The following is a 22784-nucleotide window of genomic DNA, read 5'->3' on the forward strand; positions in this document are numbered from 1 at the left end:
CGGGCGCCAGTGGGTCCGCGAGGACCCGCGCGGTAGTGTTACAGGGCGTTATGGGCAGCTGCCCAGGTGCCAGTTGATACCGTCGTCGCTGTGCAGGGTATTCAGGCCCCAGGTGGAGCCGGGCATGGACTCGTCGCTGCCGTTGGCAAAGTAGTCCGGGGCCAGGTAATTGCCGGTGCTGTAGGCACGGCCGGCAGTCTTCTGGTAGTAGTTGTAGGTGCTGTACTCGGTGCAGTTGCCGCCGCTGCCGCCGCTGCCGCCGCTACTGCTGGAACTGGAACTGCTGCTGGAACTCGAGCTGGAACTGGAGCTGCTGGAGCTGCCGCCGCTGCCGGAGCAGGCCTGTTGCGGGCCCACACAGGAGGCGTCGTCATCGCGCCACTGGCACTGGCTGCCGCTCACGGTGTACTCGTCCAGGCGGAAGGGATCTGCACCGTACTCCAGGTAACAGTTGGAATAATTGGTGTAGTCGAGGCGGCCGGCGGCGATGTGGTTGTCGAGGGTCGCGGTCACACCGGCATCGACGGTAAAGGTGACACTGGAGGTAGCGCTGAGTCCGGCAAGGTCGGTGGCGGTGATCTGGGCGCTGCCGTCGCCGCCGGGCAGGTTGCACTGCTCGGCGGAGAAGTCGGTGCCGATCACGGCGGCGGTGACATCGCCGTTGCTGAAACTCACCACGACACTGTCCAGGTTCTGGTTGTCATCCACAACGCTACCCGACACCGTGACGCACTGACCGGCGGTCGAGGCGCTGATGCCACTGAGTACCGGCGCTGTCTCCGGCGGTTCCGGACCGATGCGCACCGTCTGCGTATAGCTTTGACCCTGCGCACCCTGATCGTCGGTGGCCACGACGGCGACCACGTAGAGGTCATCCGCCAGGGCGCTGCTGGTCAGGGTAAAAAAACCGCTGCCATCGACCCCGCCGCTGACACTGCTGCTGCTATTGCCGTCGAAACTGGCCTTGACGCTGCTGACACTACCCTCGGCGTCGGTGGCCGTGCCGCTGACCAGTATCTGGCTGCCGCTGGGGCTGACGGTCACATCGCTCAGCACCGGGCCCTTGTTGCGATCGACACGCTTGTTGTTGTCGCGGAAGAACTGCCCCAGGTAGCGGGCGTAGTTGATACTGGCGGCGCTGATATAGTCGCCGCTGGCGCCGGCGCCGCCCGACCAGGCGTGGTCGACCCCATTGAACCACAGCATCGACACGCGGCCATCCTGCCACAGGGTTTCCTCGGCGGTGCCGCTGCCCTCGCTGAGGGTGTTGGTGCCGGGCAGCTGGCTGACCCCATAGAGCTCGGCCATGCCGTCGGAATTCTGCGTGTTGTAGCACTGGTTGACGGTGGTGTCGTTGTCACCCTGGGCGATGGAGGCGATCTGGGTGCCGAAAGAATCGCTGTAACTGCCGGCATAGCTTGCGCAGCGGGCAGCGACGTCCGCCGTTTCGCACGGGCCCAGGGCGCCGTTGGAGCTGGTGCCGATACTGGGGCCGGCGCTGACGCCGACACCGGCAAACACATCCGGGGCCAGGCAGGCGGTGGTATTGGCGAAGCTGGCGCCGGACGACAGGCCGGCAATATAGACCTGATTGGGGTCGATGCCGCGGGCCGCGTCGCCGGACATATTGTTAGCCAGGTCGATCAGGCGCTTGTAGTCATCGGCACTGCGCGACTTGGTGCCCTGCCAGTAGGACCAGCAGCTGTAACCGGCCTTGTTCATTGCGTCCGGCACCGCCACCACCATGCCGAATTCTTCGGCGGCATCCTCGAGGTTGGCGGTGAGGTAGTTGTCGATCGGCTGTACACAGCCGTGCAGCACGATCAGCAGGGCGTTACCGTCGCCGATCGAGGAGCTGCTGTCCGGAGTGTAGATATGCACATTGTTGAAGCCGCCGATGGCGACATTCTTCTGCCAGCTGCCGGCGTGAGCGCCGGCGGCTGCCAGTAACGCGAGAGGAAGGAGCAGGCGGCGGAGCCATCCGCGCCCGGTTTTCGGGGGTATCATCGCATTCACCATTATTTTTATCGGGTACCAATCAGCCTAGGGGGGCGGCGGATACCGGGGAATGCGACCTTGGTTGTAGTGGGAATTGCCGCCGTTGCGACTGTCGCCGCCGGTCAGCCTGCGCCTTCGTCTTTGTCCTGCGGTGACGGCGGTAGCGGCCAGCCGCCCAGATCTTTCCATTTGTTGACGATGCCGCAGAAGAGTTCGGCGGTCTTCTCCGCATCGTATTCGGCGGAGTGGGCGCTGCTGTTGTCGAATTCGATGCCGGCTACTTGGCAGGCCTTGGCCAGTACGGTCTGACCGTAGGCGAGGCCGGCCAGGGTGGCGGTGTCAAAGCAGGAGAAGGGGTGGAAGGGGTTGCGCTTGACCCCACAGCGTTCGATAGCGGCGTTGATGAAGCCGAGATCGAAGTGGGCGTTGTGCGCGACCATCACGGCGCGGGTGCAGCTGTGCTTCTTGATGGCGGTGCGGATCTTGCGGAACAGTTCCGGCAGGGCGATCTCTTCGGGCAGCGCATCGCGGTCCGGCGACTCCAGGTCGATGCCGATAAAATCCAGCGCGGATTGCTCGATATTGGCGCCCTCGAACGGATCCAGGTGGAAGCTGTGTGTCTCCAGCGGGTAGAGCACGCCGTCTTCGTCCATATCCAGGATCACTGCAGACACTTCCAGCAGTGCATCGGTGCGCGCATTGAAGCCGCCACTCTCCAGGTCGACGACCACGGGCAGAAAGCCGCGGAAGCGCTGGGCCAGGAGGCTTTTGGGTCCGGTGGGTTCTTCGGCGGGGGTCACTTGGAGTCCTTAGTCGGTAGCTGAGTTCTATCGGAAATTTCGTGCGGCGCCGGTGCCGGTAGCCGCTTGCTCAACAGCCTGATCGGGCCGTTTGCCGGCCGCAGGCGCTTTTCACAAGCGGTTACCGGCACCTTCGCGTCAAATTACAGGGTTCTGTCCGCCGCCGGTCATGCCAGGCGCCAGTTCAGGGTTTCGCCGGCGGCCAGCGGTACCAGCGGTTCGTCGCCCATTTCCAGGCTCTGCGGCAGTTGCCAGGGCTCGCGTACCAGCGTGACGGACCCTTCATTGCGCGGCAGGCCGTAGAAGTCGGGGCCGAATTCGCTGGCGAAGCCCTCGAGCTTGTCCAGTGCGCCGGCGCGCTCGAACGCCTCGGCGTAGAGTTCGATGGCGCTATAGGCGGTGTAACAGCCGGCGCAGCCGCAGGCGGTTTCCTTCTTGCCCTGGGCATGGGGGGCGGAGTCGGTGCCGAGGAAGAATTTCGGGCTGCCGCTGGTGGCCGCCTCGATCAGCGCGGACTGGTGGTAGCCGCGCTTGAGAATCGGCAGGCAGTAATAGTGCGGGCGGATTCCGCCGACCAGCATGTGATTGCGGTTGTACAGCAGGTGGTGCGCAGTGATGGTGGCGCCGACGCCGTCGCGGGCCTTCTGCACGAACTCGGCCGCGTGGGCGGTGGTGATGTGTTCGAGCACGACCTTCAGGGTGGGGAAGTCGTCGACCACGCGGCCCAGGATCTTCTCGATAAACACCTGCTCGCGATCGAAGATGTCGATATCGTGGCTGGTCACTTCGCCGTGCAGCAGCAGCTTCATGCCACATTCCTGCATGGCTTCGAGGGCCGGGTAGATATTGGCGATATCGGTGACGCCGGAATCCGAATTGGTGGTGGCGCCGGCCGGGTAGAGTTTGGCGGCCACGGCGCCGGCGGCGTAGGCCTGGCGGATCACCTCGGCATCGGTGCGGTCGGTGAGGTAAATCACCATCAGCGGCTGGAACCCGTTGTCGGCGGGGATCTGCGCGCGGATACGCTGCTCATAGGCCTGCAGGTCTGCGGCGTTCACCACCGGCGGCACCAGGTTGGGCATGACGATGGCGCGGCGGAACTGGCGCGCGGCATCGCCGACCGTGCGGGCGAGGGCGGCGCCATCGCGCAGGTGGATGTGCCAGTCGTCGGGGGCGCGCAGGGTGAGCTTTTCCATGAGTCGGTACCGCGGTGATTGAGTCAGTCGTCGGGGCGCAGATGCTAACCGAACCACTGCCAAATTGCGACGGCGGATTGTTTACAAAGTAATCAGAGGGCAAGTGGGAAGGACGTTCCGCTAGTCGTTGGGCAGCTGAAGCGCTACAATCTCGCACCGAAAATGGCGGTGAGACCGCCAAACCTGGGTACAGTTCCAACAATAATTCCCCCAGACCGGCTTATATTCCGTGCACTGCTGCAGGTCTTGCCGCAGTGGATTCACTGACGGCGACAATTCCCCAGCAGAGGATGACAATGAGCAAAATCGATAAGGTGGTCCTGGCGTATTCCGGCGGACTCGATACTTCGGTAATCGTGCGCTGGCTGCAGGATACTTACAATTGCGAGGTAGTGACCTTCACTGCCGATATCGGCCAGGGTGAGGAAGTGGAGCCGGCGCGCGCGAAAGCACAGGCGCTGGGGGTCAAGGAAATCTACATCGACGACCTGCGCGAAGAGTATGTGCGCGATTTTGTCTTCCCCATGTTCCGCGCCAATACCATCTACGAAGGCGAGTACCTGCTGGGTACCTCCATCGCCCGCCCGCTGATTGCCAAACGCCTGATCGAGATCGCCAATGAGACCGGCGCCGACGCCATTTCCCACGGCGCCACCGGCAAGGGCAACGACCAGGTGCGTTTCGAGCTGGGCGCCTATGCGCTGAAGCCGGGTATCCAGGTGATTGCGCCCTGGCGCGAGTGGGACCTGACCTCGCGCGAGAAGTTGATGAACTACTGCGAGCAGCACAAGATCCCGGTCGACTTCTCCTCCGGCAAGAAGAAATCCCCGTACTCCATGGACGCCAACCTGCTGCATATCTCCTACGAGGGCGGCATTCTGGAAGACCCGTGGGCCGAGGCCGAAGAGGACATGTGGCGCTGGAGTGTAAGCCCGGAGGCCGCCCCGGATCAGCCCACCTATATCACCCTGACCTTCGAGAACGGCGATCCGGTGGCCATCGACGGCGAGCGCCTGAGCCCGGCGACCCTGCTGGAGAAACTGAACAAGCTCGGCGGCGCCAACGGCATCGGTCGCCTGGATATCGTCGAGAACCGCTACGTGGGCATGAAATCCCGCGGTTGCTACGAAACGCCCGGCGGCACCATCCTGCTCAAGGCACACCGCGCGATCGAGTCGATTACCCTCGACCGCGAAGTGGCGCATATGAAAGACGAGCTGATGCCGCGTTACGCCAAGCTGATCTACAACGGTTACTGGTGGTCACCGGAGCGGCGCATGCTGCAGGCGGCTATCGACGAGTCCCAGCAGGTGGTGAATGGCGAGGTGCGCCTGAAACTGTACAAGGGCAGTGTCAGCGCCGTGGGCCGCCGCTCCGCCGACAGCCTGTTCGACGAGCGTATCGCCACCTTCGAAGACGATGCCGGCGCCTACGACCAGAAAGACGCCGAGGGCTTCATCAAGCTGAATGCCCTGCGCCTGCGCATCGCCGCCGGCAAAGGTCGCGACTTGATCTAGATCAGGACCGAAAGGCGATAGATACGCGAAAATCATCGCCTTTCGATGGTTGCGGGCTACTGTGAGGGGGTAGACCCGCAACTTTATATCCGCGGTGGGGTTGTTCCGCGAGTTTTATGGAAATGAATTCTAAAGAGCAACGGAAGTAACAAAATGACGACAACCGTGGCACAGTCGGGGCATCACGCGCCGGACTACAACTACGACATAGTGCGCCAGTTCACCGTGATGTCGGTGGTCTGGGGCATCTTTGGTATGGGTATGGGGGTTCTGATCGCGGCGCAGTTGGCGTGGCCGGAACTGAATGACTTCTGGCAGCCGTTCAGCCATTTCGGTCGCCTGCGTCCGCTGCATACCAACGCGGTGATCTTCGCGTTTGGCGGCAGTGTGCTGTTCGCCACCTCCTATTACGTGGTTCAGCGTACCTGCCATGTGCGCCTGTGGGGCGGCTGGCTGATTCCCTTTACCTTCTGGGGCTGGCAGGTGGTGATTGTCGCCGCGGCGATTACGCTGCCGCAGGGCCTGACTTCCACCAAAGAGTACGCCGAGCTGGAATGGCCGATCGATATCCTGGTTGCGCTGATCTGGATCGCCTACGCGCTGGTGTTTTTTGGCACCATCGTCAAGCGCCGCACTTCCCACATCTATGTGGCCAACTGGTTCTTCGGCGCCTACATCATCACCATCGCCGCGCTGCATATCGTCAACAACCTGGAAATTCCGGTTACCGCGTTCAAGTCCTACTCCATTTTTGCCGGGACCAAGGACGCGATGATCCAGTGGTGGTACGGCCATAACGCGGTGGGCTTCTTCCTCACCGCCGCCTTCCTCGGCATCATGTACTATTTCGTGCCCAAGCAGGCCGGCCGCCCGGTGTATTCCTACCAGTTGTCCATCGTGCACTTCTGGGCACTGATTTCCATCTACGTCTGGGCCGGTGGCCACCACCTGCACTACTCCGCGCTGCCTGACTGGACCCAGAGCCTGGCCATGGTGATGTCCGTGATTCTGCTGGCGCCCTCCTGGGGCGGCATGATTAACGGCATCATGACCCTGTCCGGTGCCTGGCACAAACTGCGCACCGACCCGACCCTGCGCTTTTTGGTGGTGTCCCTGTCGTTCTACGGGATGTCCACCTTCGAGGGGCCGATGATGTCGATCAAGACCGTCAACGCCCTGTCTCACGATACCGACTGGACCATCGGCCACGTGCACTCCGGCGCGCTGGGCTGGGTGGCGATGATTTCCATCGGCGCCCTCTACCACCTGGTGCCGGTGCTGTGGCACCGCAAACAGATGTACAGCGTCAAGCTGATCAGCGCGCACTTCTGGCTGGCCACAGTGGGCACCGTACTGTATATCGCCGCCATGTGGGTCAACGGTATTACCCAGGGCCTGATGTGGCGCGCCTTCAACGCCGACGGCACGCTGACCTACAGCTTCGTAGAGAGTGTTGTCGCCAGTCACCCGGGTTATGTCGTGCGCTGGCTCGGCGGTGGCTTCTTCCTGACCGGGATGTTCCTGATGGCCTACAACGTCTTCCGCACCGTTACGGAAAATGAAGACGCATCCCATGACGACAACACCGTGCCGGTGGCGCCGCAGGCGGTTTAGGAGGAAGAATCGTGAAAAACCATGACATAGTCGAAAAAAATATCGGTTTGCTGATCGTTTTCACCTGCATCGCCATCAGCTTTGGCGCCCTGGTGGAAATCGTTCCGCAGTTTTTTACCGACAACAACAACGAGCCAATCGCCGGTCTGAAACCCCTGGGGCCGGTGGAGCTCGAGGGGCGCGATATCTATATCCGCGAGGGCTGCCACGTCTGCCACACCCAGATGATCCGCCCGCTGCGCGCGGAGGTGGAGCGCTACGGTCACTACACCATGGCGCAGGAAGACGTCTACGAGCACCCCTTCCTGTGGGGTTCCAAGCGCACCGGCCCGGACCTGGCCCGCGTCGGCGGCCGTTACTCCGACGAGTGGCAGCGCGCGCACCTGTACAACCCGCGCAACGTGGTGCCGGAATCGATCATGCCGTCCTTCCCGTGGCTGTTTGACAACGTCGTCACCGGCGAGCACACCGCCGACAAGATGCGCGCCCTGCGCAAAGTGGGCGTGCCCTATACCGACGAGGATATCGCCAACGCGGCCAAACCGTTTGCCGGCGGAAAAGTCATGGAAATCGATGCGCTGGTCGCCTACCTGCAGCAACTCGGTACCCTGGTGAAACAGAAGCGCTAGCGGAGCAGCGGAATGGATATCAATACACTGCGCGTGGTCTCCGTGGTTCTGGGGAGTATCGCGTTTCTGGGGGTATGCTGGTGGGCATTCGCACCAAAGCATAAAGCACGTTTCGAAGAGGATGCCATGTTGCCGTTTGCCGATGAGGGCGGAGTCCCCGGCGCGGCAGACGCGATGGACGGAACGGGCGCAGAGGCGGTTAGCAAAGCCGCACAACAGAACAAGGGGCAGGACGAACAATGAGTACATTTTGGAGTATTTGGGTCATCGTACTCACGCTAACCAACCTCGGGCTGGTGACCTGGATTCTGTTCGCCAACCGCAAGGTGGCGGTCAGTGACCAGAACGAGCCCGACAACCAGACCACCGGACACGTTTACGACGGCATCGAGGAATACGACAACCCGCTGCCGCGCTGGTGGTTCATGCTGTTCGTGGCCACCCTGGTCTTTGCCGCCCTGTACCTGGCCATCTACCCGGGTCTCGGCAACTTCAAGGGCTTTTCCGGTTGGACCTCGCACAAGCAGCTCGAGCGTCACCAGGAAGAGGCGCAAGCGCGTTTCCAGGAGAGCTTTGGCAAGTACCAGAAAATGCCCATCGAGAAAATTGCCGAGAGCCGCGAGGCCCTCAAAATGGGCGCGCGTATCTTTGCCAACAACTGCGCGGTTTGTCACGGCGCCGACGGTGGCGGTAATTACGGCTTCCCGAACCTGACCGACAACTACTGGCGCTACGGCGGCTCGCCGGAGAAAATCCTCGAGACCCTGCACAATGGCCGCCAGGGCGTGATGCCACCGCAGGAGCCGGTCATCGGTGAAGAGGGCGTCAAGGATGCCGCGGAATACGTACTGGCGCTCAGTGGCCAGGAGCACGATGCCGCCATGGCGGCCAAGGGCAAGAAGATTTTCGGCACCGTGTGCATGGCCTGTCACGGTATGGATGGCAAGGGCAACCAGACGATCGGTGCGCCCAACCTGACGGACGATATCTGGATTTACGGCAGCAGCCGCGAAGAGATTCGCCACACCATTCGCAACGGCCGCCACAACCAGATGCCGGCGCAGAAGGACAAGCTGCGCGAGGACAAGATCCGCCTGGTGGCGGCCTATGTCTACAGCCTCTCGCGTCAGCAAGAGGTAGAGCAGTAGTAGGCCTCCCGCCAACGCCCCCGCGAACGCGGGGGCAAATCAGGACACAGGCGTTACAGGGACGAAGAAAAAAAGCCTCAGCATCGACGAAAGTTATCTGTCGCGCGTCGGCGGGGCAGATGTAAGTGAGGTTTTGTGAGCGATTTGATTCCGACACGGGACGAACAGGACGGCGAAGGCGATGTTCGTTACCGCATGCTGTACGAGTCCGAGGACAAGGTCTATATCCGCCATATCCGCGGGCTCTACACCCGTGTGCGCAAGTACACCGGCCTGCCGCTGCTGCTGGGATACTTCTTTCTGCCGTGGTTGAACCTCGACGGGCAGCAGGCGGTCCTGTTTGATCTTCCCGCGCGCAAATTCCATATCTTCTGGGCCACCTTCGGCCCCCAGGATGGCTTCCTGCTGGCCTGGTTGCTGATTATTGCCGCCTTTGCGCTGTTTGCCGTCACCACCTGGCTGGGGCGTGTATGGTGCGGATTTACCTGCCCGCAGACGGTGTGGACCATGATGTTCATCTGGGCCGAGCGCGTCTGTCAGGGGGATCGCAGCAAACGCATGAAGCTGGATGAAGCGCCGTGGAGTACCGAGAAAGTGCTGCGTAAGGGCGGCACGCACGCGATCTGGCTGCTGATCGCGTTCGCCACGGCACTGGCGTTTGTCGGTTACTTTTACGGCATCCGCGACCTGGTGCTCGACCTGGCCCACTTCCGCGCCCACCCGCAAGGGGTGTTCTGGCTGGCGTTTTTCACCTTTGCCACTTACTTCAATGCCGGCTTTTTGCGCGAGCAGGTGTGCAAGTACATGTGCCCCTACGCGCGTTTCCAGTCGGTGATGTACGACCAGGACACTCTGGCGGTCTACTACGACACCAAGCGCGGCGAGACCCGCGGTCCGCGCAAGAAGGGCATCGACTACCGCGCCGAGGGCATGGGCGACTGTATCGACTGCTACTGGTGTGTACAGGTGTGCCCGGTGGATATCGATATCCGCGATGGCATGCAGTATGAATGCATCAACTGCGGACTCTGTGTCGACGCCTGCAACAGCGTCATGGACAAGATGGGCTATCCCCGCGGCCTGATTCGCTTTACCTCCGAAGATGAGCTGGAAACCGGCAAGACCAACTACCTGCGCCCGCGACTGTTCGGCTATGCACTGGTACTGGCGGCGATGTTGGGCCTGTTCGTACAGCATGTCGCCACCCGCTCGCCGGTGGGTGTCGAGGTACAGCGCGACCGCGGCGCGCGCATGTTCCGGGAATCCCGCGGCAGCATCCAGAATGTGTACACAGTGAAGATCAATAATATGGATCAGAAGCCGCACGAGTTCGATATCCGTATCGAGGGCAAAAAAGGGTACGACTATTCGCTGCGCAAGCCACGGGAGATCTATCTGAAGTCCGGCGAACTGTACGCGGTACCGATCCGCGTCAGTGTGCCCAAGGATCAGCTGAAGGAAACCAAGCACAATATCGTGGTCGTAGTAGAGGCGGTGGACGATCCGTCCCTGCGCGACCGGCACGCCAGCGTGTTTATCGGACCAAAAAAATAAAGCCGTGGAGTCGTCTGTGAATGAAGAAACGTCCAAGCCCTGGTATCGCGAGGCAATGGTGTGGGTGGTGCTGGCGCCGCTGATTCTGGTGCTGGCCGTGTGTTCGGTGATGGTCACCATCGCCGTCAAGTATGCCGACGATACCGTCAGCGATACCTATTACAAAGATGGCCGCGCCTACAATTACATCGCCCGTCAAGACAAGCGTTCGGCAGAACTGGGGCTGGCCGGCATGCTGCAGTTTGATCGCCAGGCCGGTACCGTGGATCTGGATCTCACCGGTCAGATGAAATTCCCCCAGCAGCTGCTGCTGACTCTCGGGCACCCGCTGGACAAGCGGCTCGACCAGCAGATTATTCTCACGCGCGACGGCAGCCGGCACTACCGCGGCAAATTGCTGCAGCGGCCGGAACACCGCTGGTATGTGCGTCTGCTGCCGGAACTGGATCCGGACAAACACCTGCAGGCGGACTGGCACCTGAAAGGCACCATCGACTTTGATCAGGGCGACGCCATTCCGCTAAATCCCGTCGAGCAATGACCGCGCCCGCCTGCTTTCACTGCGGACTGCCGGTTCCCCCCGACAGCGGCCACTCGGTACTGATCGATGGCACCGAACAACCCATGTGCTGCCCCGGCTGTGAGGCGGTGGCCGGGGCGATTGTCGCCGGCGGTCTCGACAGCTTCTACCGCTACCGCGATACCCGCAGCGAGCGCCCCGAACCGACGGCGCAGGACAACCCCTGGGCGCCCTATGACCTGCCGGACGTGCAGGACCAGTTTGTGCACGACTGGGAGCAGGGCGGGCGCATCGCCGGCCTGCTGATCGGCGGTATTACCTGTGCCGCCTGTGTGTGGCTGATCGAAAGGCACCTCGGTGCTGTCGACGGTGTGCGGCGGGTATCCGTCAACGCCAGCACCCAGCGTGCGCAAATCGGCTACGACCCGCAGCGGGTGCGGCCCAGCCAGCTGTTTGCGGCACTGGCGAGGATCGGCTACCGCCCGGCGCCGGCAACGGCTGCCGGCGGCGAACAGCTGCTGCAGCGCGAGCGGCGCGCGGCGCTGCGGCGCCTCGGGGTCGCCGGGCTGGGGACCATGCAGGTGATGATGTTCGCCATCGCCCTCTACTTTGGCGCCAGCAGCGGCATCGACGCCGGACTGCAGCGCTATCTGCGCTGGGTGTCGTTGCTGGTGGCCACACCGGTGGTGTTCTACGCCGCGCGGCCGTTTTTCAGCGCGGCGCTGCGCAGCCTGCGCGGCGGCCACCTGAGCATGGATGTGCCGGTGTCGCTGGCCATCGGCCTCGCCTATGGCGCCAGCTTTTATGCCACCGCGTTCAATACCGGCGACGTCTACTTCGAATCCATCTCCATGTTCACCTTCTTCCTGCTGCTGGGGCGCGCGGTCGAGATGCGTGCGCGCCACCGCGCCGGCCTCGCCAGCGGTGGCCTGGCCCAGTTGCTGCCACTGACGGCGGCCCGGCTCGAGGGAGATACGGTGGAAAATATCCCGGTTGCCGCGCTGGCGGCGGGCGACCGCATCCTGCTGCGCGCCGGCGATGTGGTTGCCGCCGACGGGGAGGTGGAGGAGGGCGACAGCGGGGTGGACGAGTCCCTGCTCAGCGGTGAATCTGCGCCGCAGCCGAAATCACCCGGCAGCCGCGTGTTTGCCGGCAGCGTCAATCGCGACTCGGCACTGGTCGTGCGGGTAACCGCGGCCGGCAGGGCCACCCGCCTGTCGGCGATCGAGCAGCTGGTGGAGCGGGCACAGCTGGAAAAGCCGCGCCAGGTGGCGCTGGCGGATCGGCTGGCGGGCTATTTTGTCGGCGCGGTGCTGCTGGCGGCCGCAGGCGCCTTTGCGGTCTGGTGGCAGATCGATTCTGAACGCGCTTTCTGGGTGGCGCTGTCGGTACTGGTGGTGACCTGCCCGTGTGCCCTGTCGCTGGCCACACCGGCGGCGCTGGCCGCCGCCTCCCTGCGCCTGCAGCAGATGGGCCTGCTGGTGGCCGGCGGCCAGCTGCTGGAGACGCTGCCGCGCCTGACGCGCGCGGTGTTCGACAAGACCGGTACCCTGACGCTGGGCGAACCGCGGGTACAGCAGGTACTGCCGTTGCGCCACGGCTGGGACGCAACGCGGGTGCTGGCGGTGGCCGCCGCGCTGGAATCCCGCAGTAACCACCCGTTGGCGCGCGCGTTTGCCGGCGAGCGCGGTCAGTGCAGGGCGGAAAATCTGCGCACGATCACCGGCCGCGGCGTCGAGGGCGAAGTCGACGGCCACGGCTACCGCCTCGGCCGCGCGGATTTCGCCGCGACCGCGGCGCCGGCGCTGCCGGAGGAATCCGGCCAGTGGCTGCTGCTCGGTGACGGCGCCGGGCCGGTGGCGTGGATCGGCCTCGGCGATGCGCTGCGCCCGTCCGCGCGCGCGGCGGTGGCCGGTTTGCAGACCGCCGGCCTGGCGGTGGAGCTGCTGAGTGGCGATCAGTCCGGCGAGGTGGCGCGCGTCGCCGCGGCCGCGGGGATTGCCGATTTTTGCGCGGGAGCCTCCCCGGAAGACAAGCTCGCCCACCTGCAGGCCCTGCAGGCCGGCGGTGCGCGGGTGCTGATGGTGGGCGACGGACTCAACGATGTGCCGGTGCTCAGCGGTGCCGATGCCTCGGTGGCGATGCTGTCGGCGGCAGACCTGGCCCGTTCCCGCGCTGACGCGATACTGCTCGGTGGCGACCTGCAGGCGCTGCCCCGCGCCGTTGCGCTGGCGCACCGCTGCCGCAGGATTGTGCGCCAGAACCTGCTCTGGGCGCTGGGGTACAATGCACTGGCAATGCCGCTGGCGGTGTGTGGCCTGGTGCCCCCCTGGGCCGCGGCGATCGGCATGTCGGTGAGTTCGCTGGTGGTGGTGCTGAACGCGGTGCGACTCTCGGCCCGGCCTGCGCACAGCGCGCCCGCACGCAGCCTGGATGCCGCCCCGCGCAACGCTGGCTGAGGGCGGGCCAACCCGCCAGTACTGCAAGGTTGGCAATCTGATCTTTCCGGGCGACACCGCGATAGCGGCCGGGTGGAACTGTTGGATTGTCGGGTGAATTTCAACTCCGGGTTACGAATGGACAGCCTCTATATCCTGATTCCGATCGCCATTGTCTTTATCGGCAGCGCCGTGAAGCTGTTCTTCTGGGCAGTGAACAACGGTCAGTACGACGATCTGGACACCGAGGGGCGCCGCATTCTGTTCGACGACGACGTGCCGCCGCCGGGCGGCGACGCTGGCGCCGAGCAGACCGATGCGGACGGCGCCCCCGACAGCGCTACCGATAGTGAAAACAGCGGTGGTTGCCAGTGATCGGCGACTGGGGTTTTCTGGCCGCGGCGCTGGCCATCGGCTTTCTCGGCAGCAGCCACTGTGTCGGCATGTGCGGCGGTATCGCCGGTGCGCTGGGTATGGCGGTGCCGGGGCAGCGCACGGCCTGGGACATGCTGCTGTCCTATTCCGCCGGGCGTATCGGCAGCTATACGCTGATGGGCGCCCTGGCCGGCGCCCTGGGGGCGGCGGTATTACCGGCGCTGGCGCCGCTGCGCCTGATCGCCGGGTTGATGCTGGTGGCAATGGCGCTGTACGTGGGCGGCCTGTGGCGCGGCCTGGTGTGGCTGGAGCGGGGCGGGGCTTACCTGTGGCGCTATCTGCAGCCGCTGTCGGCAAAGCTGCTGCCGGTGCGCACGTCCGGCCAGGCCGTGGCCCTGGGCGGGCTCTGGGGCTGGCTGCCGTGCGGGCTGGTATACAGCGCGCTCACCTTTGCCCTGGCGCAGGGCGGGAGTGGGCGCGCGGCGCTGGCGATGCTGGCCTTCGGCATCGGCACGCTGCCGGCCGTGCTGGCCACCGGTGCCGCCGCCGCGCGCGTGCGCGCAGTGGTGCAGCGGCCACAGGTCAGACTGCTGTTCGCCGGCGCGATACTGCTGTTCGGCCTCTGGACATTGTGGGGGGCGTTCGCTGGCCATGGCGCCATGCCCATGGCGGCGACTGAAATGGCTGCACCACACTCGCATTGAGCTCCCCCGGTGTCGCGCGGCACCTCGCGCCCCCTCTTACGCCGATTCTGCCGCGATGAAAAAGCGGGAACTTTGTGCCGGCGATTGGCGCGAGTTTCCTCCATTGTGGTGGGCCCTGGCAGCAAATTGCGTTCGCAATGGTGACTTTTATCAATTCTGTGGATTGTCTTGCAGAATTTGGCGCCATGTATCTGGCATCAAAAGGCAATAGTGGCTATCTTCAGTGACGTACAGATGACAGCGCTATCATTTTTAAATGACAGCGCTGTCTGCGTGAGGGCCGGCCGGTGCTACCGATTTGTTGTCTGGTGGTGTCGTGATTGCGGAGATTTGTCCGCCGCCGCCCGGGGCATTCCACGTGCCATTTGTACTCTCGTATCGACACAGTCCGCTAAGGCGACTGAAGGCAGTACGGCGGCTGTGGGGCACGGCGATCACTGTGGGGTATCGGTATCGCCGGTCCGATTCGGATAAACCCAACAATAACGGTGATAACGATGAAAATAATGAGTCCTATGCGACTGGCAGCAGCGCTGCTGTTCGGCCTGTTGGCCGGGCAGGGATATGCGTACGACTGCGGTGGCGTCCAGACCTATGTGGACGGTTCCGCTTACAGCACAGGGGATATTGTGCAGAACAACGCGGTGGCCTACCGCTGCGATGTAGGCGGCTGGTGCAGCCAGGGCGGCGCCTATGAGCCCGGCGTCGGCTGGGCCTGGACCGAAGCCTGGAGCGATCTCGGTGCCTGCAACGGCAGCACTTCTTCCTCCAGCTCGTCCTCCAGCTCCAGTAGCTCCTCTTCCAGTTCTTCTTCCAGCTCTTCGTCGTCCTCGTCCAGTTCCGGTGGCACTACCAGTGGCGATTGCGGCAGCCTGGCAGCTTGGTCCGTTTCCGCGGTGTATGTCGGCGGTGACCGGGTGCAGCAGAACGGCAGCGAGTACGAGGCCAAGTGGTGGACGCAGGGCGAAGACCCGGCCACGCACTCGGGCGACAGCGACGTGTGGCTGTTGATTGGTGCCTGTAGCGGTGGCTCCGGTTCCAGCTCCAGTTCTTCCTCGAGTTCTTCCTCGAGCTCGTCTTCCAGTTCCTCCTCCAGCTCCTCTTCCGGCGGTGGTTCCAGCAGCGGCGGCGCGCGCCTGGGCGGTTACTTTACCGATTGGGGTGTCTACGGCCGCAACTACCATGTGAAGAATATCGCCACCAGTGGCTCGGCTCAGAAGCTGACGCACATCTTCTACGCCTTCGGCAATGTGCAGAACGGCCAGTGCACCATCGGTGATTCCTACGCGGACTACGACAAGTTCTACGATGCCGCCGGCAGCGTGGACGGCGTGGCCGATACCTGGGATGCCGGCGCGCTGCGCGGCGCATTCAACCAGCTGCGCAAGCTGAAAGCCATGTACCCGAATATCAAGGTGGTGTGGTCTTTCGGCGGCTGGACCTGGTCCGGCGGCTTCGGCCAGGCGGCGCAGAACCCGCAGGCGTTTGCCGATTCCTGTTACAACCTGGTGCACGACCCGCGCTGGGATGGTGTCTTCGACGGTATCGACATCGACTGGGAGTACCCCAACGCCTGTGGCCTGAACTGCGACAGCAGCGGTTTCTCCGCGTTCTCCAACCTGATGTCTGCGCTGCGCAACCGCTTTGGCAATGAGCTGGTGACTGCGGCGATTACTGCCGATGGCAATGTTGGCGGCAAGATGGATCAGGCCGATTACGGCGGCGCGGCCCAGTATGTCGATTTTTACAACGTGATGACTTACGACTACTTCGGCGCCTGGAATAAAACCGGTCCCACTGCACCGCACTCGCCGCTGACGGATTACTCCGGTATTCCGCAGGCCGGTTTCTACGCCGACAACGCCATTCAGGCGCTGAAGAACAAGGGCGTACCGGGGAGTAAGCTGAATCTGGGTATTGGTTTCTACGGCCGCGGCTGGACCGGTGTCACCCAGGCTGCTCCGGGCGGTTCCGCCACCGGTGCGGCACCGGGTACCTACGAGGCCGGCATCGAGGACTACAAGGTGCTGAAAAACACCTGCCCGTCCAACGGCACTGTCGCCGGTACCGCTTACGCCTTCTGCGGCAATGAATGGTGGAGCTATGACACTCCGGCCACCATTGCCGGCAAGATGCAGTACATTGCCAATCAGGGGCTGGGTGGTTCCTTCTTCTGGGAGCTGTCCGGCGATACGACCGATGGCGAACTGATCGAAGCGATGCACAGTAATCAGTAACTGGCATTGAGGTCCGGATCCGGAACTCGAGTGGGGTGCGCATCGGCGCACCCCACTGTGAGTTTCGCGATCCAAAGCGAAGGCGCCGTTGCGACCCGCTGTTTGTGATTCGACCACCGAAGTGGTGGTCGGGCAAACGCTGGCCGGCAACGGAGCCGCCCCGGGAGCTGTTATACACAGCTCCCGTTTTTTCTGTCGCGATTTGAAAATATAAAAATTCAGCGACGGTACTCTTCCGGAAATCCGATTCATCGCCTGAAGCCGCTCCTGTTCCCGTGGGGCTGGCGACCAATTAAGGAATGCAATCATGAAAATGTTATGGCTCGCCCTCGCGTTGCTCAGCATCGCTGCGGCCAATGCGTCGGCTGTGGACTGTAGCAGTCGGCCCAGCTGGGACAACGCCGGTATCTATGTCGGTGGCGACAGCGTGAAACACCTGGGTAACGCCTACACCGCCAACTGGTGGACCCAGGCCGAGGACCCGGTAACCCACTCGGGTACCTGGGATGTGTGGCACTACGACGGCGCCTGTGACGGTGGCACCTCCAGTTCATCCAGTTCTTCGTCAAGCTCTTCATCGAGTTCCTCCTCCTCTTCTTCCAGTTCGTCGTCCTCCTCGTCGAGCTCTTCCAGCTCTTCCGGCGGCGGCAGCTGCAGCTCGCCGCAATATGTGGCCGGTACCAGCTACGCCGCCGGCGACCTGGTGCAGAACGTGGGCCTCGAATTCCGTTGTGAGATTGCCGGCTGGTGCAGCCAGGGCGGTGCCTACGAGCCGGGCGTCGGTTGGGCCTGGCAGGATGCCTGGACCCAGGTGGGCGACTGCGGTGCAGGCAGCTCCAGCAGTTCCTCGAGTAGCTCCAGCAGTTCCAGCAGCAGTTCGTCCTCTTCCGGCGGCAGTTCTTCCGGTGGCAACAGCGGCCTGCTGCCGAAGCACGCGCTGGTGGGTTACTGGCACAACTTCGACAACGGTTCCGGTATCCACCGCATCAGCGAAGTGTCCGATGTCTGGGATGTGATCGTGGTGGCCTTCGCCGATGATGCCGGCAACGGCAGCGTTGCCTTTAACCTGGACCCGAGCCTGGACAAGCAGCAGTTCATTGCCGATATCGCCGCCAAGCGTGCCGCCGGCAAAATTGTGGTGGTGTCTTTCGGCGGCCAGAACGGCACCGTGACGCTGGATACGGATGAGAATGTGGCCAACTTCGTCAGCAGCACCGCGGCCATGCTCGATGAATACGGTTTCGATGGTATCGATATCGACCTGGAGTCTGGTGCCGGGGTGATGCACGGTGCGCCGGTGGTGACGAACCTGGTCAAGGCCGTCAAGCAGCTGAAAGTCCAGTATCCGAACATGTACCTGTCAATGGCGCCGGAGCATCCCTATGTGCAGGGTGGTTACGTGGCCTATTCCGGTATCTGGGGTGCCTACCTGCCGATGATTGACCAGCTGCGCAGCGAGCTGGATCTGCTGCACGTGCAGCTGTACAACAACGGCGGCCTGTCGACCCCGTACCAGAGCCAGGCCTACAGCGCCGGCAGTGTGGACATGATGGTGGCCTCCGCGATGATGCTGATCGAGGGTTTCCCGCTGGCTGACGGCAGTTACTTCAACGGCCTCGCGCCCGAGCAGGTCGCGCTCGGCCTGCCGTCTGGCCCGAATTCCGCCAGTAGCGGCTTCGCGGCCACGGCGGACATCAACCGGGCGCTGGACTGCCTGACCGCGCAGACCAATTGCGCCACCCTGACCCCGAGCCAGGCCTACCCCGGCTTCAAGGGCGTAATGACCTGGTCGATCAACTGGGATATGCACGACGGCGGTATCTTCTCCGGACCGGTGGGCAGCCACGTGCACAACCTGCCGTAAGCGCTAGCGCTTGCAGCACAAGATTAACGGGGCCTGCGGGCCCCGTTTTTTTTGTGCGCCAGCGAGGCAGTGTGACGAGCCGCCGGCGACATTATGCTCTATCCGAGTATGAGCAGGTTCGGCGACGACGGGCGAAGTCGTACCGGGACTGATGACAGACAGAGGCTAGTAACCAGAGGCTAGTAACGTGAGCAGCAATCAAGAGAAGTCCGCTTTCGAGAAAAAGATGGCGGCAAAAATGAAGGCCTGGAATGCCGAGATCGAAAAGCTGGAGGCGCGTGCGGAAGAGGCTGGTGCCGATGCGGAGATACGCTACCGGGATCAGCTGGATACGCTGCGTGCCAAGCGCGATTCACTGCGCGACAAGCTGGAACGATTGCACGGGCAATCTGGCGACGCCTGGGACGAAGTCAAAAGCGGCGTTGACAGCGCCTGGCACGAGCTGCAGAAATCGCTCGACAAGGCGCGCGAACGGATAAGCAAGTAGCGGGCTGCGGGGAGTGTGTCTCCCTGCAGCCCGGTTCCGTCACAGATCGATGCGCAGTGACAGATCGATGGCGCGCAGGTGCTTGGTCAGGCTGCCGGAAGAGATATAGTCCACATCCAGATCCGCGAGCTGCTGCAGGCGCTCGCTGTCCACGCTGCCGGAGATCTCGATTTTGGCTCTGCCCGCGGCCAGCGACAGGGCCGTACGGGTATCCGCATCGCTGAACTCGTCGAGCATGATCACGTCGGCGCCGCTATCGAGCGCCTGGCGCAGCTCGTCCAGGGTTTCCACCTCTACTTCCACCAGCGCGCCGGGCTTGATCTGGTGGGCCTGCGCCACGGCCCTATCGATCCCGCCGGCGGCGGCGATATGGTTTTCCTTGATCAGGAAGGCATCGTACAGGCCGATGCGATGGTTGTGACAACCGCCGCACAGCACGGCATATTTCTGCGCACTGCGCAGGCCGGGGATGGTCTTGCGCGTATCGAGTATCTTGATCTGCGTACCGGCGGTGCGCGCGGCATAGCTGGCCGCGGTGGTAGCGGTGCCGGACAGTGTCTGCAGGAAGTTCAGCGCGGTGCGCTCGCCGGTGAGGATGGCGCGGGCGTTGCCGGCCAGTTCGAACAGCACCGAATCCGCAGTTACGCGGTCGCCGTCCTCGCAGTGCCAGGTGAGCTGCAGTGCCGGGTGCAGCTGGCGGAACACCTCCTCGACCCAGGCGCGCCCGCACACGGTGCAGTCTTCGCGGGTAATGACCCGGGCGCGGGCCTCGCGCTCGGCGGGAATCAGCTGGGCGGTGATATCCCCGGAACCCACATCCTCGGCCAGCGCAGCGCTGACGGCGCGGTGGATATCGGGGACCAGGTCGGGGATGTCGGTATCTTGTGGATGCATGGGACGGCCTCTACTTCGGAGCGGCAAGTCTACCAAATGTGACGGAGTTTGGATCCCGGCTGGCAGCGCTGTCATCAGCGCAGGCTGTGCTCGGCACTCATTGGGAATTGGCTGTGACGAGCGTCTCAAATCTATTCACGGCGGTTGTCGGATGCCCGTTCGAGGCCTGTAGAATGGGCCAGCTGCGCGGTTTGCGCGCTGTCATCACACCGAACAAGAAAACGGGGCCTGCGGTTGCCCCGGGGGCGACGTGGCAATGAAAGAATCCAACAATGTGGTTTCCCTGGCGGAAAAGAGCGCCGGCGGCCTGGATTTCTCTCCCCGCAAGAAGAAAACGCTGGTACTGGCATCGACGGTAGTGACGCTGCGCGAGAAGGCACGCCCGCAGTTGCAGGAGCAGCTCAAGCAACTGTTTTCCAAGGTCGACGACTCGCTGTTTTCCATGGCCGAGCGCGCCCACGGGCAGGACGATCAGGACGGCCTGTTTCAGGCGCTGCGCCTGCTGCGGGTTGAACGTCGCAATATCGCCGAGCGCTACGCGCTCAATCTCGATGAGGCCTTCGAGGTGCGCGACCCCGGCGAAGAAGACGAAGCCTTCGCCTCCGACAGCCTGTCGCTGGTGCACAACGACGACCTGGAACAACTGGTCGCCGTCGACACCATGGTGGCCAATGCCAAGCGCGATTATGCGGAAGCGATCGCGGAATTGTGCCTGCGGCTGGACACTCTCTATTCGGTCAAGATTTACGAAAAGAACAATCCCCTCGGTCCCGACGCCATCTGTGATGCCTTCGTTGAGGCCATTCGCCCACTGGATATTCATATCCGCGCCCGCCTGACCCTGTTGAAAAAGTTCGAGCAGGTTGTGATGCTGGAACTGCAGGATTTTTATCAGCGCTGTAACCAGTTGCTGGTAGAGCAGGGCGTGCTGCCATCGCTGCGCGGGCAGCGCCGCGTCAAGCAACAACAGAGTGTCGCGCCGCGTCCGCAATCCGCCTCCACTACGGCGCCGACGGGCAGCGGCGCGGCGGCCGGTTCGCCGGTTGGCAATCAGGTCGGTTCCGGCGGCATCCTGCCGGACGCTGCCGCGGGCGGGGTTCAGGCCGGTGCCGCCATCGGCAGCTTCGCCCCGGGACTGTTGCCGGCCACGGCGGGCCTGGCGCCGATGCCGTCTGGCGATCTGCTCGCTCACCTGGGCGAAATGCAGGCCAATGCCGACCTGCAGCGCGACGACGGTGTCCAGCTGCTCAATGTCGGTGGTCTTCTACAGCAGCGCCTGGTAGACGCCAACCAGTCTGCTTCCCTGACCAAGGTAGACAGCGACATCATCAAGCTGGTGGAAATGCTGTTTTCCTTCATCCTCGAAGACCGCAACCTGGCCGAGCAGATCAAGTCCCAGCTGGGGCGCCTGCAGCTGCCGCTGCTGAAAGTGGCGATCGCCGACAAGTCCTTTTTCAGCAAGGGCGGCCACCCGGCGCGCAAACTGCTGAACGAGCTCGCCGAGGCCGCCACCGGCTGGCAGGCCAGTGACAACTTCGAATCCGACCCGCTCTACGCCGAGATCGGCCGGGTGGTGGATCGGGTACTGAACGAATTCGATCGCGATATCAATATCTACGCCGAGCTGCTGGATTCTTTCCACCAGTTCAGGCTGCGCGAGCGCAAGCGCGCGGAGATGCTTGAGCGCCGCATCGTCGACGAGGCCGACGGGCGCGCCAAGACCCAGGCCGCGCGGGCGCGGGTAGCGGCGGTGATGGACGCGCTGATGGCCGAGCGGGATCTGCCGCAAGTGGTGCGCGACTGGTTGCAGAAAGTCTGGAACAACGTGTTGTTCCTCACCTGCGTCAAGTCCGGCACCGACAGCGAGGAGTGGAGCGCGGACGTGCGTACCGCCCGCGACCTGGTGTGGAGCGTCCAGGCGCCAATGCCCGACAGCCGCCAGCAGCTGCTGGGTGTGTTGCCGTCACTGCAGGAGCGCCTGCGCGCCGGTGTCGAGGCGGTATCGCTGAATCCGTTCGAGGCACGCGCGCTCTTCGCCGACCTGAAAGAACATTACCGCGAGCGGTTTGCGCTGGCGCAGCGGCTCACTGCGGAGCGCGAACGCCTGGCTCGTGAACAGGTACAGGCAACTGCCCGCAGTGAAGAGTCTGCAGCTGCTGACGAGGCTGCCATGGCGGAAGAAAATGCCGCCACCGTGGCTGAGGAAGCGGCGCCTGTCGAGGAGACCGTCGAGGCCGCCGCCGAAGAGGTCGCCGTGCCGCAGATGGAAGAACTGGAGCAGGTGGTGTTGCGCGCGGAAGTGGCGACGCCGGAGGCGCAAGACGACGGCCTTGAGGCCCTGCCGGAATCCGACCCCCACTGGCAGATGACCTTCCGCCTTGCCCAGGGCAGCTGGTTCGAGCTGCGCCGCGGCGAAGACGAACAGTTCCGCTGCCGGCTGGCGGCGGTAATCCGCGATATCGACCAGTTTATTTTCGTCAATCGCAACGGCGCCAAAGTGGCGGAATTCGCCCGACTGGAGCTGGCCCACGCGCTGCGCGGCGCGCAGCTGATGCCCCTCGACGATGGCATGCTGTTTGAGCGCGCGCTGCAGTCGGTGATCGGCAATGTGCGCAAAAAGCGTGTCGACAAACCCTGAGACCTGCTCGCAACGTCTCTTTCTGCTCCGGGTTCTACTTCGGTTTCTACTTCGGGCCTCTCCGCTGGCGGGGCCCGCCCTTCCTTTCCCCGCCCGCTTCTGGCTGTTTTTTATTCGTCCTAATGCGCCTTACCTGACAAGTCTGTAACTCCTGAAAAAATTTTGAATAAA

General features: G+C 63.3%; 18 protein-coding genes. 14 read left to right on the plus strand and 4 right to left on the minus strand.

Annotated elements, in window-relative coordinates; all coding sequences use genetic code 11:
- Positions 1–48: 48 nt before the first annotated feature.
- From ABDK11_RS05000 to pyrC, 3 genes are all read right to left on the minus strand, one after another.
- Complete coding sequence (locus ABDK11_RS05000) at positions 49–2007, minus strand: PHB depolymerase family esterase (protein WP_346839204.1); 1959 nt, start codon at positions 2005–2007, stop codon at positions 49–51.
- A gap of 113 nt (positions 2008–2120) precedes the next feature.
- Positions 2121–2798, minus strand: coding sequence for a ribonuclease T (gene rnt, locus ABDK11_RS05005; RefSeq protein ID WP_346839205.1), 678 nt, complete (start codon positions 2796–2798; stop codon positions 2121–2123).
- Between the two features lie 167 nt (positions 2799–2965).
- Positions 2966–3994 carry a dihydroorotase gene (gene pyrC, locus ABDK11_RS05010; RefSeq protein ID WP_346839206.1) on the minus strand — a complete coding sequence of 343 codons (1029 nt, stop codon included), beginning with the start codon at positions 3992–3994 and terminating at the stop codon, positions 2966–2968.
- A 296-nt stretch (positions 3995–4290) separates the two neighbouring features.
- Here pyrC and ABDK11_RS05015 point away from each other — a divergent pair, with 296 nt between their 5' ends.
- From ABDK11_RS05015 to ABDK11_RS05075, 13 genes are all read left to right on the plus strand, one after another.
- The gene (locus tag ABDK11_RS05015; RefSeq protein WP_346839207.1) at positions 4291–5511 is read left to right on the plus strand and encodes an argininosuccinate synthase; all 1221 of its coding nucleotides are present in this window, start codon (positions 4291–4293) and stop codon (positions 5509–5511) included.
- 153 nt (positions 5512–5664) lie between these two features.
- Positions 5665–7125 carry a cytochrome-c oxidase, cbb3-type subunit I gene (gene ccoN, locus ABDK11_RS05020; protein ID WP_346839208.1) on the plus strand — a complete coding sequence of 487 codons (1461 nt, stop codon included), beginning with the start codon at positions 5665–5667 and terminating at the stop codon, positions 7123–7125.
- Positions 7126–7136: 11 nt separating this feature from the next.
- Positions 7137–7754 carry a cytochrome-c oxidase, cbb3-type subunit II gene (gene ccoO / locus ABDK11_RS05025; RefSeq protein WP_346839209.1) on the plus strand — a complete coding sequence of 206 codons (618 nt, stop codon included), beginning with the start codon at positions 7137–7139 and terminating at the stop codon, positions 7752–7754.
- Positions 7755–7766: 12 nt separating this feature from the next.
- Positions 7767–7997: a cbb3-type cytochrome c oxidase subunit 3 gene (locus tag ABDK11_RS05030; protein ID WP_346839210.1), complete on the plus strand. Its 231-nt coding sequence runs from the start codon at positions 7767–7769 to the stop codon at positions 7995–7997.
- A complete protein-coding gene (ccoP, locus tag ABDK11_RS05035) occupies positions 7994–8902 on the plus strand; it encodes a cytochrome-c oxidase, cbb3-type subunit III (protein WP_346839211.1) in 909 nt (302 codons plus the stop codon). Before ABDK11_RS05030 ends, ccoP begins: the two co-directional genes overlap by 4 nt.
- 135 nt (positions 8903–9037) lie before the next feature.
- Positions 9038–10456: a cytochrome c oxidase accessory protein CcoG gene (gene ccoG, locus ABDK11_RS05040; protein ID WP_346839212.1), complete on the plus strand. Its 1419-nt coding sequence runs from the start codon at positions 9038–9040 to the stop codon at positions 10454–10456.
- Positions 10457–10472: 16 nt separating this feature from the next.
- Positions 10473–10997, plus strand: coding sequence for a FixH family protein (locus ABDK11_RS05045; RefSeq protein WP_346839213.1), 525 nt, complete (start codon positions 10473–10475; stop codon positions 10995–10997).
- A complete protein-coding gene (locus ABDK11_RS05050) occupies positions 10994–13435 on the plus strand; it encodes a heavy metal translocating P-type ATPase (protein ID WP_346839214.1) in 2442 nt (813 codons plus the stop codon). Before ABDK11_RS05045 ends, ABDK11_RS05050 begins: the two co-directional genes overlap by 4 nt.
- 117 nt (positions 13436–13552) lie before the next feature.
- Positions 13553–13789: a cbb3-type cytochrome oxidase assembly protein CcoS gene (gene ccoS / locus ABDK11_RS05055; protein WP_346839215.1), complete on the plus strand. Its 237-nt coding sequence runs from the start codon at positions 13553–13555 to the stop codon at positions 13787–13789.
- The gene (locus ABDK11_RS05060) at positions 13786–14493 is read left to right on the plus strand and encodes a sulfite exporter TauE/SafE family protein (RefSeq protein WP_346839216.1); all 708 of its coding nucleotides are present in this window, start codon (positions 13786–13788) and stop codon (positions 14491–14493) included. The genes ccoS and ABDK11_RS05060 overlap by 4 nt, the downstream gene beginning before the upstream one ends.
- Positions 14494–14999: 506 nt before the next feature.
- A complete protein-coding gene (locus tag ABDK11_RS05065; RefSeq protein ID WP_346839217.1) occupies positions 15000–16730 on the plus strand; it encodes a glycosyl hydrolase family 18 protein in 1731 nt (576 codons plus the stop codon).
- Between the two features lie 307 nt (positions 16731–17037).
- On the plus strand, positions 17038–18594 hold the full coding sequence (locus ABDK11_RS05070; RefSeq protein WP_346839218.1) for a glycosyl hydrolase family 18 protein: 1557 nt from the start codon (positions 17038–17040) through the stop codon (positions 18592–18594).
- Between the two features lie 187 nt (positions 18595–18781).
- On the plus strand, positions 18782–19081 hold the full coding sequence (locus ABDK11_RS05075) for a hypothetical protein (protein ID WP_346839219.1): 300 nt from the start codon (positions 18782–18784) through the stop codon (positions 19079–19081).
- Between the two features lie 39 nt (positions 19082–19120).
- Here the strand turns inward: ABDK11_RS05075 and nadC are convergent, their stop codons facing one another.
- Positions 19121–19975: a carboxylating nicotinate-nucleotide diphosphorylase gene (gene nadC / locus ABDK11_RS05080; protein ID WP_346839220.1), complete on the minus strand. Its 855-nt coding sequence runs from the start codon at positions 19973–19975 to the stop codon at positions 19121–19123.
- Between the two features lie 256 nt (positions 19976–20231).
- On the opposite strand from nadC, the gene ABDK11_RS05085 reads away from it, so the two are divergent.
- The gene (locus tag ABDK11_RS05085) at positions 20232–22613 is read left to right on the plus strand and encodes a DUF1631 domain-containing protein (protein WP_346839221.1); all 2382 of its coding nucleotides are present in this window, start codon (positions 20232–20234) and stop codon (positions 22611–22613) included.
- Positions 22614–22784 lie beyond the last annotated feature (171 nt).

The organism is Microbulbifer sp. SAOS-129_SWC (genome assembly GCF_039696035.1).
In the GTDB taxonomy this organism is placed as follows: domain Bacteria; phylum Pseudomonadota; class Gammaproteobacteria; order Pseudomonadales; family Cellvibrionaceae; genus Microbulbifer.

Excerpts from the sequence above, each read along its gene's own strand:
- ABDK11_RS05015 (WP_346839207.1), top strand. The coding sequence starts at position 4,291 with ATGAGCAAAATCGATAAGGTGGTCCTGGCGTATTCCGGCGGACTCGAT.
- ABDK11_RS05085 (WP_346839221.1), top strand. The coding sequence starts at position 20,232 with ATGAAAGAATCCAACAATGTGGTTTCCCTGGCGGAAAAGAGCGCCGGC.
- pyrC (WP_346839206.1), bottom strand. The coding sequence starts at position 3,994 with ATGGAAAAGCTCACCCTGCGCGCCCCCGACGACTGGCACATCCACCTG.
- ABDK11_RS05065 (WP_346839217.1), top strand. The coding sequence starts at position 15,000 with ATGAGTCCTATGCGACTGGCAGCAGCGCTGCTGTTCGGCCTGTTGGCC.
- ccoS (WP_346839215.1), top strand. The coding sequence starts at position 13,553 with ATGGACAGCCTCTATATCCTGATTCCGATCGCCATTGTCTTTATCGGC.
- ABDK11_RS05030 (WP_346839210.1), top strand. The coding sequence starts at position 7,767 with ATGGATATCAATACACTGCGCGTGGTCTCCGTGGTTCTGGGGAGTATC.
- ccoP (WP_346839211.1), top strand. The coding sequence starts at position 7,994 with ATGAGTACATTTTGGAGTATTTGGGTCATCGTACTCACGCTAACCAAC.
- ccoN (WP_346839208.1), top strand. The coding sequence starts at position 5,665 with ATGACGACAACCGTGGCACAGTCGGGGCATCACGCGCCGGACTACAAC.
- ABDK11_RS05050 (WP_346839214.1), top strand. The coding sequence starts at position 10,994 with ATGACCGCGCCCGCCTGCTTTCACTGCGGACTGCCGGTTCCCCCCGAC.
- ABDK11_RS05000 (WP_346839204.1), bottom strand. The coding sequence starts at position 2,007 with ATGATACCCCCGAAAACCGGGCGCGGATGGCTCCGCCGCCTGCTCCTT.
- nadC (WP_346839220.1), bottom strand. The coding sequence starts at position 19,975 with ATGCATCCACAAGATACCGACATCCCCGACCTGGTCCCCGATATCCAC.
- ABDK11_RS05070 (WP_346839218.1), top strand. The coding sequence starts at position 17,038 with ATGAAAATGTTATGGCTCGCCCTCGCGTTGCTCAGCATCGCTGCGGCC.